Origin of the sequence: Actinoalloteichus spitiensis RMV-1378 (genome assembly GCF_000239155.1) — a bacterium.
Taxonomy (GTDB): domain Bacteria; phylum Actinomycetota; class Actinomycetes; order Mycobacteriales; family Pseudonocardiaceae; genus Actinoalloteichus_B; species Actinoalloteichus_B spitiensis.
This window is the reverse complement of the sequence record NZ_AGVX02000266.1, coordinates 1-14,312: the sequence shown is the minus strand read 5'-3', so window position 1 is coordinate 14,312 and position 14,312 is coordinate 1. Positions and strand designations below refer to the sequence as shown.

Here is a 14,312-nt window from a genome sequence, read left to right as displayed (position 1 = left end):
GTCCCCGTCGCCGGAACCCGGCGACCGCCCCCCGCCCCGGTGGCGGCCAGGATCGCGTTGACCGTCGTCGGCGTCGTCCAGGTCCTGATCGCCGTCGGCCCCTACCTCGGTGTCGACTTCGGATTCGGCCACGACCACGCGGGTGAGCCACACCTGCTGAACGAGAGCACCGCCTGGAACGTGGCCCTGGGCCTTGGCATGGTGTGGGCGTCGCTGCGGGTGGAGCACGCGCGGGGCATGGTGCCGGTGTTCGCGGGCTTCCTGGTGGTGCTGGCCGGCTTCTCGGTCTGGGACCTCGCGCGTAGCCTGGCGCCCGTCGAAAGGGTGGCCTCCCACCTGGTCCTGCTCGTCGGCCTGGTCCTGCTCGTCGTCGTGCACCGCCGGTTCTCCGGACGCAGCCCCACCCCGGGCCGCCCGGACGTGGGTGACCGGTGGGTGACCGAGGTGGAGGAGCGGGACTCGCGGGCAGCCGGGGAGGCGGACGGCTCCCCGGTGGGGGGACGGCACCTGCACTCCGCGAACTCCGGGCGGCACTCCCGGGTGGCTTGACCGAGGGGGTCACCCGGCGACGACCCACCACGCCGCGATGTCCGAGGGGTGTCACCCCGCCGGCACCCGTGCCGCTCGCCGCACCCAGCGAGCCGGCCGCGCCCCGCCTCCTCGGCGGCGACGAGGAGATCGGTGGTACCGGCCCGGGGAAGTCCCCCACCTCCCGAGGCCCCGGTTCCGGCCAGGCGGCCGCCCGGGACCGGGCGGCGGTCAGGGCGCGGTCGCGCTCCCCGAGGAGGAACGGCTGGCCCTCGCCTCGTCACGGCGCCCCCGCCCGCCACTGACAGGGGGGAGGGCCGGGGCAGGGCCAGCCCCGGGGTCACCGGTCACGCGTCCCCCGACCCGGCCCAGATCTCACCGACCAGGCCCCGGCACCACTCCACCTCGTCGACGGGTTCGGGCTCGTCCGCCCCCAGCACTCGGAACGCGAGCTGGGCGTGCCCCAGCGCCACCTCGGACAGCGGCAGCGGGCCTCCCGGGTCGTACCAGCGGGCCACACCGGTGCACATCTCCAACAGGGCGAGCCGCGCCATGCCGGGTGTCGCCACCCGGAAGACACCCGAGGCCCGGCCCGCGTCGATCGTGGTCCGCCAGTACCACTCGTACTCGTCGCGCAGCGACATCACCCGGCCGCGGCGGTCCCCCGACAGGGCACGCAGTTCCCCGTCGACCACCCTGGTCTCCCTCGGCCGGAGCGCGTGGGTGAGGACGTGCAGCTGCACCAGCGCGTTCAGCCTGGGACCGGCGTCCACCCGCTGCTGGGACACCCGTTCGGCGGCGAGGACGAGCCGGCGCAACCCCCGGGCCATCACGTCGGCGAGCAGGTCCTCCTTGGTGCCCATGTAGTGGTAGAGCGTCGCCGAGGACAGGCCCGCCTCCTCCGCCAGCTCCCGGATGCCCACCCCGTGGAAACCCCGTTCGGACCACAGCCGTACCGCCGCGGCCCTGATCCGTTCCTCCGCGCCGACGGCGCCTCGCTGCGGCATTCCCGCTCCCCGTGTCCGTGCTCCGCACGCTCCGCGAGCGCCATGCCACGCGAGCAGGGCGAACACCCGGTGACCGGTCACGCGCGGTATGTGCCCGGAGCGGGGTATTGACGACGTGTGCGCCCGCTCCTACGGTCCGGTCCTGACTCTATCGATCGATCGATCGGACCGTGGAGGCGCCGGGGATGACCGTTGACCACCAGTACGAGGACGGGATCGCCTGGCTGCACCTCAACCGGCCGCACCGGCTGAACGCCGTGGTTCCCGACCTGACCGAGGCGCTGATCGGCGGCCTGCGGCGGGCGGGCGAGGAGGGCGCGGCCGTGGTGGTGGTGGCCGGTCGGGGACGGGCGTTCTGCGCGGGGCACGACCTGCGGGAACCCACCCCCGAGGAGGACCTGCGCGGCACCCGCGCCCGGGTGGAACGCCTCCAGGACGTCACCCGGGAGATCCGCCGGTTCCCCGGGCCGGTGATCGCCGCCGTCCACGGGTACGCGCTCGGCGCCGGCTGCGAGTTCGCCCTCGCCTGTGACCTGGTGGTGGCGTCGGAGGACGCGTCCTTCGGCTTCCCCGAGGTCGGTGTCGGTCTGAGTGTCACCGGCGGCGTCTCACGGCTCCTGCCCCTGGTGGTCGGCCCGATGCGGGCCAAGGAGGCGCTGATGCTCGGCGAGCGGTTCGACGCGGCGACCGCCTCGGAACTGGGCCTGGTCAACCGGGTGGTCCCCACCGGGACGCACGAGGACGCCGCCCGTGAGCTGGCCGAGCGGTTGCGGGAAAGGCCGCGCACCGCGCTCAGCCTCGCCAAACGCGTGCTCGACAGCGGCATGGACCACACGGTGGAGCAGGCCATGTCAGTGGAACTGGACCACGCCGTCACCACCCGGTTCACCGCGGAAGCCGACACGGGACGGCAGGAGTTCGCCCAGCGGCGCGCCGGCACCGGCTCCGAACCCGGGCGGGTCGGAGATGAGTGAGCCGGCGACGGCCCCGGGGGAACTCGCCGGGCACCGGGTACCGGACCTGGTCACCGCCGTCCGGCGCGCGGCCCGGCGATGGCCCGACCGCGTGGCCTGGACCTTCGATCTCGACCCGGGGTCCCCGGGACCGGACACCCCTCGCGCCGCCCCCGTCCGGCTCACCTTCGCCGAGGTGGAGCGGCGCACCGCGCACGTGGCGGCCGCGCTGCGCGCCCGGGGGGTGCGCGCCGGCCACCGGGTCGCGGTCCTGCTGCGCAACCAGCCCGAGTACCCCCTGGTCTGGCTCGGCCTCGCCCGGCTCGGTGCGGTGATGGTCCCCGTCAACGCGAAGTACCGCAGCGTCGACACCGAACACCTGCTGCGCACCGCCGGCACCCACGCCGTCGTGACCTCCCCGAAGTTCACGGAGCTGCTCGCCGGGCTGCCCCCCGGGCTTCCCGGCCTGACGAACGTCCTCCACGCCGCCGACCTGGTCGCCGACCACGACCTGGCACCGGTCGAGGACCACCAGCCGGATCCGGACGACACGGTGAACATCCAGTTCACCTCCGGAACCACCGGTCGGCCCAAGGGTTGCGTGCTCTCCCACCGGTACTGGGCGGTCCTGGGCGGCGGCTTGGTGGCGGAGTTCCCGCACCTGGACGAGTCGGACGTGCTGCTCACCGCCCAGCCCTTCTCCTACGTCGACCCCCAGTGGAACGTCGTGGCGGCCCTGTTGGCCGGGGCGGAACTGGTGGTGCTCGACGCCTTCCACCCGAGCACCTTCTGGTCGCGGGTGCGGGAACACCGGGTGACCTACTTCTACTGCCTCGGCGCGATGCCGACGCTGTTGCTGCGCATGCCCCCCTCCCCGGCCGACCGGGACCACCGGGTACGGGCCGTGCAGTGCTCGGCGATCCCCCCGGCCCTGCACGGCGAGTTGGAGCGGCGGTGGGGCGTGCCCTGGTACGAGGCGTTCGGGATGACGGAGACCGGAGCGGACATCAGGGTGGGTGCCGAGGAGCACGACGAGCTGGTGGGCACCGGTTGCCTCGGTCGACCCACCAGGTCCCGGGAGGTGCGGATCGTCGACCCCGGTGGGAACCCGCTGCCCCCGGGGCGGATCGGGGAGATCACTCTGCGCGGTCCGGGCATGATGCGCGGCTACCTCGACGACCCCGAGGCCACGGCACGCGTCCTCCGGCAGGGCTGGATGCACACCGGTGACCTGGGCCGGCTGGACGAGCGAGGGCGGGTGTACCACTGTGGCCGGTTGAAGGACATGGTCCGCCGGTCCGGGGAGAACATCGCGGCCAGGGAGGTGGAGGAGGTCCTGCTGGCGCACCCGGCGGTGCGGCTGGCGGCGGTGACCGGTGTCGCGGACGAGCTCCGCGGCGAGGAGGTCAAGGCCTACCTGGCACTGCGGGAACCGGATGCGGTGTCCCCCACCGACCTTGCCGAGTTCTGCGCCAGCCGCCTGGCCGCCTTCAAGATCCCCCGGTACTGGGAGTTCCACCCCGACCTCCCGAGGACGGCGTCCGAACGGGTCACGAAGGCGGTTCTCGGGGAGCTGGGCGGTGCGGTGTTCGACCGGACCACCGGTTCCTGGTCGCCGTGACCACCCATCCGGGGTCGGCCAACCCGAGGCGCCCGGTCGAACCCCGCCCAGTGCGGTGCCCTCCCGCCCGCCACGGCGTCCGTGCCCGCTCCGTCCCCCCCACCCACGAGGTCTGCGAGAAGCGATGAACCCGTCCCTGTCCCCGGTGTCCGCCCTGTCCGCCGAGGCGATGGCCCGGCTGCGGCACGTCTACGAGAACGGCTTCGCGGAGCACCTGCGGGCTCCGTTCACCGAGGTGGTCGACTCCGGGCGCCGGGACGAGGAGGCGCTGGCGCTGGTCGACGGCCACGGCACACCGCTGGGTCTGGCCGTGCTCAGACACCTCGGTGACACGCGTTGGACCTACCTGCGGTACCTGGTGGTCGACGAGTCCCAGCGGGGACGGGGGATCGGCGCCGTGCTGTGGAAGTCGATGACGTCCCGGCTCGCCGCCGGGGGCCGGACCCGTCTGCTGTGGGACGTCGAGGATCCCGAGGAGGACGGTCTCGACGAGGCCGAGGAACTGGTCCGTCGCCGGCGCATCCGCTTCTACGAACGGCAGGACGGCGTGTTGCTCCAGGTCGAGGGCTACCTCACCCCGCATGGCCCGCCAGGAGGGCGGACGCAGTGGGACCCGATGCGGCTGATGACCGCCCGGTTGGTCGCGGGCGAGGAGGCCCACCTGCGGGACCTGGTCGTCGCCGTCTACCGGCACCGGTGGGGGCTTCCCGAGGACCACCCCGTCGTCGGCAGCACCCTGGACCGGTCCGGGCTGTGACCTCGCCCCCGCCATCCCCGCCGGAAGCCGAGCCCGGCGCTCGACGCCCGGCGGAACCGGTCGTACCGGGCACCGACTAGTTTCCCGGGCGGAACCCGAGGAGCTGGAGGACGGCGATGACAGCGCCGATCATGAACGTGCGGTACGGCGAGGACTGGGACGCGGGCGCCCGTGACCTGCTCGGGCCGCTGCGCACCGCGACCGCGCGGGCGCGGCACGAGGCCGGCACGCGGTACGCGGTGCTGCTGTCCAACGGTGACGCCCCGCAGGCCCTGCTCCAGGTAGGCGTCGCCGAACGCTACCTGGGCGTGTGGCTGTTCGACGGGCAGCGGCGTCGGGCGGCCCGCATCGAACTCCGGGAGCTGCTGGCGGGGCGGCTCTTCCCGCTGGCCCTCGAGCACTGGGGGTACCAGTCCGGGGACCAGGCCGAGTTCGACCCGGGAGCCGCCGTCCACCGCGAACGGTACGACCACCGGGGCCGGGTGACGGTGCGCCGGGAGCCTCAGGGCGCCCACGGCCCCGCCCACGAGACGGTGAACCTGATCGACGCCGACCCGCTGTGGCGGGACTTCCCCGAGTTCGGGGACTGGGTTCCGCTGCTGGCCAGCCTCTCCGGCGCCTCCACGTCGGCGTCGGCACCGCGTCCGAGGCTGCGGGAGGCGGAGGACTCCGAGGTGGTGGAGACCCCGGTTCCGGCGGGGGCCCGGTTGTGGGAGCCACCGCGGCCCCTGGAACCGCAGCAGCCGGACCGGCTCTTCGTCGCGGGCCGCCGGTCCCTGTTCCACGACGGGAGGCCCGCCCTCAGCCGGGATCCCCTCCCGGCGGGGACGCTGGCCCTCCCGGGCGGTCGGGTGGTGACCGCCGACCCCCACTCGGTGGAGGCTGACGCCGACCCGCTGCTCGTGCGCCTGCCGAAGGGACGGCACCCGGTGGACCTCGCCCTGGTCGACCCGGAGGAACCGGGCGAGGGACCGCTGGTCGCGGCCGCGCGGGTCCGGTGGGGCGGCGGTGTTCCGACGAGCTGGGAACCGGCGTTGCGGGCCGGCCAGGACCCGCTGGAGCTGCGGGCTGGGGAGTTCTTCGGCTTCGGTGTGGACTCCGGGCTGGCCTGCTTCTGCGCGGTGGAGACCACCGGGTGGGCGGAACGGGTGGTCAACGAGGACGGGGTTCCCCCGGTGGACGTGGAGCAGCCGGTGGAACTGGCGGACCCGTCGTCCGGAGGTTCGCTGGTGGTGTTCCGGGCCGGCGAGGGGGACGGGAGCTACCCGACGTGGCTCGGCCGGGACGCGGAGGGCGAACCGTGCGCCTTGGTGGTCGACTTCCTCCTCGTCGCCCCCGGGACCGAGCAGCTCGGCTGACGTCACACCGGGCGGCACGCCGGGCCGAGGTGGAGGATGTCGTTCTCCCGGGACGGGGGGCTGCCACCTCACCGCGGGGACGAACGGCCCGAGTGAGAGCCCGGTGGCGCGCTCGGCCCGCCTCCGGTGGTCGGACCAAGCCGGTGACGTGCCAGCAGGACAACTCGGGTCCGCCGCCGACGGGGGAGGCGGGGAATGTCGACGGCGGACCGAGTTGGCCGGTTCGGTGCCGGGCGGGGGGCGGCACGGCACCGAACCGCGTTCCGCACGACCCGGGGAGGCGTGAGGCGCGGGAGAGACGACGGGGACATCGTCTTCGCCGCCCCGGGCCGGCGGTGGTTCAGCTCAGGCAGCCCAGGCGGGGCGCCGGCGCGGCGATCAGCGGGGACAGCCAGAGGTCGGGCGGGGGAAGTTCGAGCAGTTCGTTGAGGGTGTCGGCCAGGTGCCCGCCGCGCTGCCAGACGATGCCGCCCCGGCTGCCCGCCTGGTCGAGGACCATCCGGACGGCGACCGTGTCGGTCATGTCGTAGACGTAGACGGCGTCGAGGTACTGCTTCTCCCGCCGGTAGCCGACCACGCAGGACAGCTCACCGGCCTCGTCGGTCATCAGCTCGAAATCCCAGCCGGCTTCCTTGATGAGCGCGAGACAGGAAAGCTCCGGATATTCGCGAAGCGCCTGCTCCCGGGTTATCGCCATGGCCCCTCCTCACCACCTCGGCTCCGACGAGACTCCGGCCGGTACTCCGGGCCACCGCCGATTGCCTGGGGGCGATGATGCCACACCGTGCACATTCTACCCAACTAGTTCATATTCTGCACCACATGAATTGGTTTCGGGAGTCGCGCGCCCAACCGGATGACAAACCGCGATGATCAGCGCAAACGACGAGGGACACCGCCCCGAAAGCCGGTTTGCGTAGATAGTGCACAATGATTTGCCATCGAATTCCCAGGAAAGATCATCCAAGAGAGGGAGTGGTCGACGTGCTGAACGAAGACCGGCGACCCGTTCCGACGGGATCGCCGGCTGATTCCGCACCTCCCCCGGGAGCAAAGACCCTCGACACCGGACTGCGAATTCTGTGGGCCCTGCGAAACCACCCCGACGGCCTCACCCACGCCGAACTGACCAGGACCCTGGGCATCGAGCGCACCGCCGTCTACCGGCTGATCGGCACCCTCCAGTCGAACCGACTGGTCACTCGGACGGAGCGGGGCCGCTACCAGCTCGCGCTCGGTGTCCTCGAACTCGGCACCGCCGTGCTGCCCCACCTGCGGCGGGCGCTGGCCCCCGAACTCAGGACCCTCGCCGAGAACTGCGGCGCGACCGCGTTCGTCACCGTGCTCGACGGGGAGACGAGCTGTGTCGTCGTCGCGGTCACCGAACCCTCCCGCACCTTCACCCACGTCGCTTACCGGGTCGGGACCCGGCACGAGGCGGGGCTCGGCGCAGCCGGCATGGCGATCCTGGCTGGCAGGCCGCCGAAACTCGACGAGCGGGCGGAGGTCACCGCGGCCCGCGACCGGGGTTACTCGGTGACCAGCGGTGAACTGCAACCGGGCGCGTGGGGACTCGCGGCCCCCATCACGCCCTCCGACGGCCTGGCCGTGGCCAGCGTGGGCATCGTCTCGATCGGCGCGCTCGCCGAGGCGGCGGTGGCCCCCGAGGTGCTCCGCGTCGCCAAACGTCTCGGGCGCACCGTCACGGGAATCCGGGGGTGACGATACGGGGCGTGGAGGCCGGTTCACCCGGTCGGCGTCGCCACGCCCCCGTATTCGTGATGGACCACCACCCCCTCGGGGCGGGAGCGCCGGCCGGGGCGTGGCTCACCCCCTCCCAGCGGAAACCCCCTGCTCCGGTGGAGGCGGGGCCGTCCGCTACCCGGCACGACCGGGTCACGCACCGTGATCTTCGTTGTCGCCCGTCCACATCGGCCAAAGGCTCCGACCGCAGGATTGACTTCGCCCGCCAGGAGTCCAATCCTGGCATGATCAGCGATTCGGCCCGTCCGACCTCACGAACCAGTCCGACTCGACCCCGGTCCGACTCGGCCCAGTCCGGCTCGACCAGGACGGAAAACCCCCAGCCCGAAGGTGTCCGCCGGCCCCACCCGGCCAGCAGAACAGGAGCTGTTGTGGCTGTTCTCCCGCACGACGTCCTCGGTGACGGCCCGCACCACGTGCTGGCGCTGCACGGCTGGTTATCAGACAGGTCCGCCTTCGAGCCGATCACGCGCCAGCTGGACACCGACCGGTTCACCTGGGCGTTCGTGGACTACCGGGGGTACGGCGAGGCGATGCGGGTGGCCGGCGAGCACACCACCGCCGAGACCGCGTCCGACGTGCTCGCGGTCGCCGACTCGCTGGGGTGGCCGAACTTCTCCCTCGTCGGCCATTCCATGGGCGGGAAGGTGGCGGCGTCGGTGCTGGCCGAGTCGCCGGAGCGGGTGCGCAAGATCGTCGGCGTCTCCCCCGTCCCCGCCTCGGGCGTGCCCTTCGACGAACAGGCGTGGGAGTTGTTCTCCGGCGCGGCCGAGAGCGCGGCGAACCGCAGGGCGATCATCGACATGACCACGGGTGGTCGCTTGAGCGGGCGGTGGCTGGACGCGATGGTCCGCCGCTCGCTGGACCGCTCGACGGTGGCCGCGTTCGCGGGGTACCTGCGCGACTGGGCGCGCACCGACTTCCAGCAGAAGATCAGCGGCGACACCACGCCGATGCTGCTCATCGCCGGTGAGCACGATCCGGCGCTCAGCGCGGAGATGCTCCGGGACACCTGGACACGGCACCACCCCAACGCGCAGGTGGAGCTGTTCCGCAACGCGGGGCACTACGCGATCGAGGAGGCACCGCTGATCACGGTCACCCGCATCGAGGAGTTCCTCGCCAGCTGAGGCCGTCCACCCACCAAGGCTTCGAGGAACCGGGGGCCGTGCGCTCCGCCGCACGGCCCCCGGCCCGGTCAGGCGAGGTCGTGCCCGTCCGACGCCGGCAACAGGGTGGACAGCCGCCGCAGGGACGCGGTCGCCAACTCCGCCGGCATGCCGCCGAAGTTGGTCAGCGCCAGGAGGTGGCCCACGCCCAGCCCGCTGAGCTTCTCCACGCGCTCCCGCACCTCGTCCTGGTCGCCGAAGAGCACCAGGCCCGCGTCGGTGAGCTGGTCGTAACTGCGACGGCTCCGGTGGTAGAGGCGGCTGTCGGTGTACTGCGCCAGCGCCGGCCCCACCTCGGCTCGCACGTCCGGCCGCTCCCCCACGTAGGTGTGCAGGGCGACCGCCACCTCACCACGGCCGGGCGCCCCGGACTCGGCGTAGCCCGTGCGGTAGCTGTCCACGATGGTCCCGAGGTCGCTGATGTCGGTGGCCGTGGCGTAGGGGATCAGCATCACGTTCCGCCCCTGCCGCCCCACGTGGTAGGCGGCTTCGGCCCGGATGACGGCCACCCACAGCGGGGGCGGCGCGAGCGGCGTGACCGCGAGCCGGACACCCTCGACGTGGTGGTAGTAGCCGTGGTAGGTCACCGGCTCCCCGGTCCACGCCTTCGTCAGCACCTCCAGGGCCTCGTCGAAGCGGACCCGCTTTTCCCAGTGCCCGATCGCGAAACCCGCGTACTCGTGCTCGAGGTAGCCCGACCCCACCCCCAGCGCCAGCCGACCGTTGGACAGCTGGTCGAGCATCGCGTACTCCTCGGCGAGGACCAGTGGGTTGTGGAAGGGCAGCACCGCCACGGCGGCCCCGAGCCCGATGCGGCTCGTCCGCCGTGCGGCAGCGGCCAGCAGCACCGGCGGCGAGGTCACCACTCCGTACTCGTGGAAATGGTGTTCGGCCAGGAAGTAGTTGGCGAAGCCCAGTTGGTCCGCGAGTTCGATCTCGTCGAGCAGCTGGTCGTAGAAATCGGAAATACTCCGGCCCAGGCTCGGATGGTGGTCGGTGACCGAGAAGATGCTCAGCTTCATTGCGGCGTGTCCTTTCCGGGCAGGGACGGCCTTCGACGTCGAGAAGCGGAAGGGTCGGCGAGCGGGGAGGGTCGCGGAGCCACGGGATCGACCACCGCTGTCCGGAACCGCCTTTCGACGGCGGGGTCCCCGTTCCATGGTGGCGGGTGGAACGCCCTGGTGTTCACTCGCCCTCCGGGGAGGCGGCTCTCCGCTGGGGCCGTCTCCGGGCAGCTCCGGAGGAAAACCGCGAACGCCATGACCGGGTCGCGCGATCCGGCATGCCGACCACATACTCCTGTTCACATAGTGCATGAGATAAGCACAATATGAACAGACAGTGCCGGGTGAACTTCACACTGTCAATGGCTGCGCCCGGTTCCCCACCCGCTTCGGCGGTTTCTCGCACGGCTGGGCAGCGCCCGGTGCCCTCGCCCGCACGAGCCGTGATGGCGCGGGGTGTTCCAGGCCCGTCACAGCCGCGTGGTTCACCCTTTCGCGGGGGACTTCATCCCCGGATCAGGCAGAATGCGTTCGTGACGCAACCGAGGGGACGCGCAGGAAGGCCCGCACCGGGCCCGACCACCCCGCTGCTGCTCGCGCTCGCGGCGGCCACCCTGGTCGGCTGCACCAGCACCGAACCCGGCAGCGCCGTCACCGCCGGCACCGGCGGATCGCTCGCCGCTCCCCCTCCGCCCGAACTCCCGCAGATCGCCGCCAGCGCGGACGCGGCCGACGCTCCACCCGAAGCCCCCGCCGGAGCGGGTCATCCCAGCTACCCCGCCACCAGCGCGTGCGACCTCTTCGTCGACGGCCTGGCCGAAGCGGCCGACGTCAACGGGTTCAAGGCCTACGAGGAGAACGAACGGGGCCTGGGGCTGTGCATCCTCGTCGACGGCACCACCCACCCCGGCCAGACCCGGGAACTCGGCATCGTCGTCGCCCCCCACCACGGCATCACCAACGCCTACACCGGTGACGTGACCCGCATCGACGCGACGACCGTCGACCGGTTCGACGCCCGGCTGCTGCGCTACGGCGACGGCATGTGCCGGATGGACCTCGACGTCGCCGAGGACGCCACCGTCAGCCTGGTGGTCGCCGTCGGGCCTGGTCCGACATCCGAGGGCGAGGAGGACGGCGCGGCCCGCACGGAGCAGGCCTGCTCGGTCGTCACCGACGTCAGCCCCGTCCTGGCCCGCCACCTCCCCGACCGGGGCGATGCCGACCAGGACGGGCCGACCGCGCTCAGCGCAAGCCCAACTCCCGGCTGATCAGCATCCGCTGCACCTCCGAGGTCCCCTCGCCGATCTCCAGGATCTTGGCGTCCCGGTAGAAGCGCCCCACCGGTGTCTCGTTCATGAAGCCGTACCCCCCGAAGATCTGCGTGGCCTCCCGGGCGTTGTCCATCGCGGCGTTCGAACTCACGAGCTTGGCGATCGAGGCCTGCTTCTTGAAGGGCTCACCCCGGGCCATGCGCGCCGCGGCGTCGTAGTAGACCAGCCGGGCGGTGTGCGCGCGGGCCTCCATGTCGGCGATTTTGAACTGGATGGCCTGGTAGGCACCGATGTTCCTCCCGAAGGCCGTCCGCTCCCGCGCGTAGCGCAGGCTCTCGTCCACGCAGCCCTGCGCCAGACCGACACCCAGCGCGGCGATCGCGATCCTGCCCTCGTCGAGAATCCGCAGGAACTGGGCGTAGCCCCGCCCCCGCTCACCCAACAGGTTGGACTCGGGGACGCGGCAGTCGGCGAAGGCCAGCTCACAGGTGTTGGACGCGTTCCACCCCACCTTCGAGTAGTGCCCGGCCACCGTGAACCCGGGGGTGCCCGAGGGCACCACGATCGCGGAGATCTCGTTGCCCGCCTCGGACCGGGCGGTCACCGCCGTGACCGTCACCAGGGAGGTGATGTCGGTGCCGGAGTTGGTGATGAACACCTTGGAGCCGTTCACGACCCACTCCCCGCCCTCCAGACGAGCCCGGGTCCGGGTGGCCTGGGCGTCCGAGCCGCCGTCCGACTCCGTCAGGCCGAACGCGGCCAGCCGGCGACCGGCGCACAGGTCGGGGAGCCAGCGGAGGCGTTGCTCCTCGGTGCCGAACCGGTAGAGGGGCATCGCACCCAACGACACCCCCGCCTCCAGGGTGATGGCCACGGAGGAGTCCACCCTGGCCAGCTCCTCCAGCGCCAGGCACAACGCGAAGTAGTCGCCCCCCATGCCCTCGTACTCCTCGGGGAAGGGCAGGCCGAACAGGCCCATCTCACCCATGCCCCGGACGATCTCGTAGGGGAACTCCTCCCGCTCGTAGTACCCCGCGATCACCGGCGCCACGGCGTCCCTGGCGAACTCGGCGACGGTGGCTCGCAGCTGCTCGTGCTCCTCGTCCAACCGGTAGTCGGGCATCGGCCGCTCCCCTGTCCTCGTGTGGTGGGTTGTCCCCGTCACGCCGCCCCGGGATCACCGGGCGGTGTGGCCGCCGAGGTCGGGTCGACCACGGCGAGGTCCTCGTCGAGCGCCACGCGGCTGCCCGGCCCGACCAGCAGGGCCTCCACGGTGCCCGCCACCGGTGCCGTGACGCTGTGCTCCATCTTCATCGCCTCGACCACCAGCAGCTCCTGCCCCGCCGCCACCTGGTCCCCCACGGCCACCCCGACGGTCAACACCGTTCCCGGCATGGGCGACCGCACCTGGCCGTCCGCGCCGGCCGCAGTCGGGGAGGACACCGCGGCCAGCGGCTCGCGCTCCGCCAGCTCCCAGGTGTCGCCCGCGCAGGCCAGCCACCGCCTGTTCCCCTCCCGCGCCACGGTGTACACCCTGGTGCGGCCGTCCACGCCCACGCTCAGCTCGGCGCCGTCGAGCCGAGCGCGCCCCCGCACGGGACCGCGCCCGTCCACCGACACCACCGCGTCGCCGGCCCTCCCGGTGACGAGGACGCGGTGGGCCGACCGCCCCGGTTCACCGAGCCACCACGGCGTCCCCACCGGACCGCCCCACCGCCAGCCGTCGGGCAGGGCGAACCTGCTGGCCACCGGACCGGCCGGTTCCCGGTCGAGCTGGCACCACAGGGCACCGGCGACCAGCACCTCGTCCGGTGGGTCGGCGGCCGGCGGGAGCTCGCCGACGAACCGCTCCACCAGGCCGGTGGACAACCGGCCGGCCACCACGTCGGTGTCCCGGAGCAGCGCCCGGAGGAAGGGGACGTTGGTCCGAACTCCGAGCACGGTGTGCTGGCCAAGAGCCCGGTCGAGCCGGTTGAGGGCTTCGCGGCGGTGCGGTGCCCACGCCACGACCTTCGCCACCATCGGGTCGTACCCGGTCCCGACGTCGACCCCCTCGGCGATTCCCGAGTCCACCCGCACGTCCTCGCCCACCGGTTCCCGGAGCAGCCGCACCCGACCTCCCGTGGGCAGGAAGCCCCGGGCTGGGTCCTCCGCGTACACCCGGGCCTCCACGGCGTGCCCGCTGGTGCCCAGTGCGGCGCGCAGCGCCGGCTCCGCCTCCCGGCCCCGGCCGTCCGTCGCCACCCCGAGCAGCTCGGGCAGCCCGGCTCCGTCGGCGACCCCCAGTTGCAGGGCCACCAGGTCCACCCCGCGCCGCCCCGCCACGGTGGTCACCAGTTCGGTCACCGGGTGCTCCACCTGGAGGCGGGTGTTCATCTCCAGGAAGAAGAACTCGGTCGGTCGGTCACCGCCGACGATGAACTCGACCGTGCCGGCCCCCACGTAACCCACCGTGCGGGCGACCCGCACGGCGGCCTCACCCATCGCCTCCCGTGTCCCCTCGTCCAACGCCGGCGAGGGGGCTTCCTCCACGATCTTCTGGTGCCGCCGCTGAAGGCTGCACTCCCGCTCTCCCAGGTGGACCAGGCATCCGGCGGAGTCCCCCACCACCTGGATCTCCACATGCCGGGGGTTCTCCACGTACCGCTCGGCGAGCAGGGTCCCGTCCCCGAAGGCCGCCGCCGCCTCCCGGCGGGCGCTGCGCACCGCCGAGGGCAGTTCGGTGAGCTCGCGGACCAACCGCATGCCCTTGCCGCCGCCCCCCGCCGAGGGTTTGATCAGGAGCGGGAGGCCGACCCGCTCCGCCGCGGTCCGCCACTCCTGGTCGCTCAGGGGGGACGCCGGGTCCTCGGCCACCCCCGGGAGCACCGGTACCCC

The 14,312-nt window shown here is 72.7% G+C and carries 12 protein-coding genes and 1 pseudogene; 8 read left to right on the top strand and 5 right to left on the bottom strand.

Annotated elements, in window-relative coordinates:
• Positions 1-549: pseudogene (locus ACTIDRAF_RS35305) on the top strand (hypothetical protein); the annotation flags it as partial.
• A gap of 326 nt (positions 550-875) precedes the next feature.
• Here ACTIDRAF_RS35305 and ACTIDRAF_RS0212910 read toward each other — a convergent pair.
• Entirely contained in the window at positions 876-1,535 is a 660-nt protein-coding gene (locus ACTIDRAF_RS0212910) for a TetR/AcrR family transcriptional regulator (RefSeq protein ID WP_016699159.1), read from the bottom strand.
• 185 nt (positions 1,536-1,720) lie between these two features.
• Between ACTIDRAF_RS0212910 and ACTIDRAF_RS0212905 the strand changes: the two genes are divergently transcribed.
• From ACTIDRAF_RS0212905 to ACTIDRAF_RS0212885, 4 genes are all read left to right on the top strand, one after another.
• Complete coding sequence (locus tag ACTIDRAF_RS0212905) at positions 1,721-2,509, top strand: enoyl-CoA hydratase/isomerase family protein (protein ID WP_016699158.1); 789 nt, start codon at positions 1,721-1,723, stop codon at positions 2,507-2,509.
• Entirely contained in the window at positions 2,502-4,109 is a 1,608-nt protein-coding gene (locus ACTIDRAF_RS0212900; protein WP_016699157.1) for an AMP-binding protein, read from the top strand. Before ACTIDRAF_RS0212905 ends, ACTIDRAF_RS0212900 begins: the two co-directional genes overlap by 8 nt.
• Positions 4,110-4,233: 124 nt before the next feature.
• Positions 4,234-4,866, top strand: coding sequence for a GNAT family N-acetyltransferase (locus ACTIDRAF_RS0212895; protein ID WP_016699156.1), 633 nt, complete (start codon positions 4,234-4,236; stop codon positions 4,864-4,866).
• Between the two features lie 116 nt (positions 4,867-4,982).
• A complete protein-coding gene (locus ACTIDRAF_RS0212885) occupies positions 4,983-6,224 on the top strand; it encodes a DUF4241 domain-containing protein (RefSeq protein WP_085944849.1) in 1,242 nt (413 codons plus the stop codon).
• Positions 6,225-6,564: 340 nt separating this feature from the next.
• On the opposite strand, the gene ACTIDRAF_RS0212880 is transcribed toward ACTIDRAF_RS0212885, so the two are convergent.
• Entirely contained in the window at positions 6,565-6,921 is a 357-nt protein-coding gene (locus ACTIDRAF_RS0212880) for a hypothetical protein (RefSeq protein ID WP_157163011.1), read from the bottom strand.
• 287 nt (positions 6,922-7,208) lie between these two features.
• Here ACTIDRAF_RS0212880 and ACTIDRAF_RS28640 point away from each other — a divergent pair, with 287 nt between their 5' ends.
• Positions 7,209-7,946 (top strand): IclR family transcriptional regulator, encoded by a 738-nt coding sequence (locus ACTIDRAF_RS28640; protein ID WP_245533528.1) that lies wholly within the window; start codon positions 7,209-7,211, stop codon positions 7,944-7,946.
• Positions 7,947-8,359: 413 nt separating this feature from the next.
• Positions 8,360-9,118 (top strand): alpha/beta fold hydrolase, encoded by a 759-nt coding sequence (locus ACTIDRAF_RS0212870; protein WP_016699151.1) that lies wholly within the window; start codon positions 8,360-8,362, stop codon positions 9,116-9,118.
• Between the two features lie 68 nt (positions 9,119-9,186).
• Here the strand turns inward: ACTIDRAF_RS0212870 and ACTIDRAF_RS28635 are convergent, their stop codons facing one another.
• On the bottom strand, positions 9,187-10,179 hold the full coding sequence (locus ACTIDRAF_RS28635) for an LLM class flavin-dependent oxidoreductase (protein WP_016699150.1): 993 nt from the start codon (positions 10,177-10,179) through the stop codon (positions 9,187-9,189).
• Between the two features lie 515 nt (positions 10,180-10,694).
• Between ACTIDRAF_RS28635 and ACTIDRAF_RS0212860 the strand changes: the two genes are divergently transcribed.
• Positions 10,695-11,432 (top strand): hypothetical protein, encoded by a 738-nt coding sequence (locus tag ACTIDRAF_RS0212860; protein WP_016699149.1) that lies wholly within the window; start codon positions 10,695-10,697, stop codon positions 11,430-11,432.
• On the opposite strand, the gene ACTIDRAF_RS0212855 is transcribed toward ACTIDRAF_RS0212860, so the two are convergent.
• Entirely contained in the window at positions 11,407-12,558 is a 1,152-nt protein-coding gene (locus ACTIDRAF_RS0212855) for an acyl-CoA dehydrogenase family protein (RefSeq protein ID WP_016699148.1), read from the bottom strand. The two genes, ACTIDRAF_RS0212860 and ACTIDRAF_RS0212855, sit on opposite strands and share 26 nt — an antisense overlap.
• Before the next feature lie 38 nt (positions 12,559-12,596).
• Positions 12,597-14,312, bottom strand: a 1,716-nt coding sequence (locus tag ACTIDRAF_RS28630) for an ATP-binding protein (RefSeq protein ID WP_016699147.1), incomplete at its 5' end; no start/stop codon positions are given.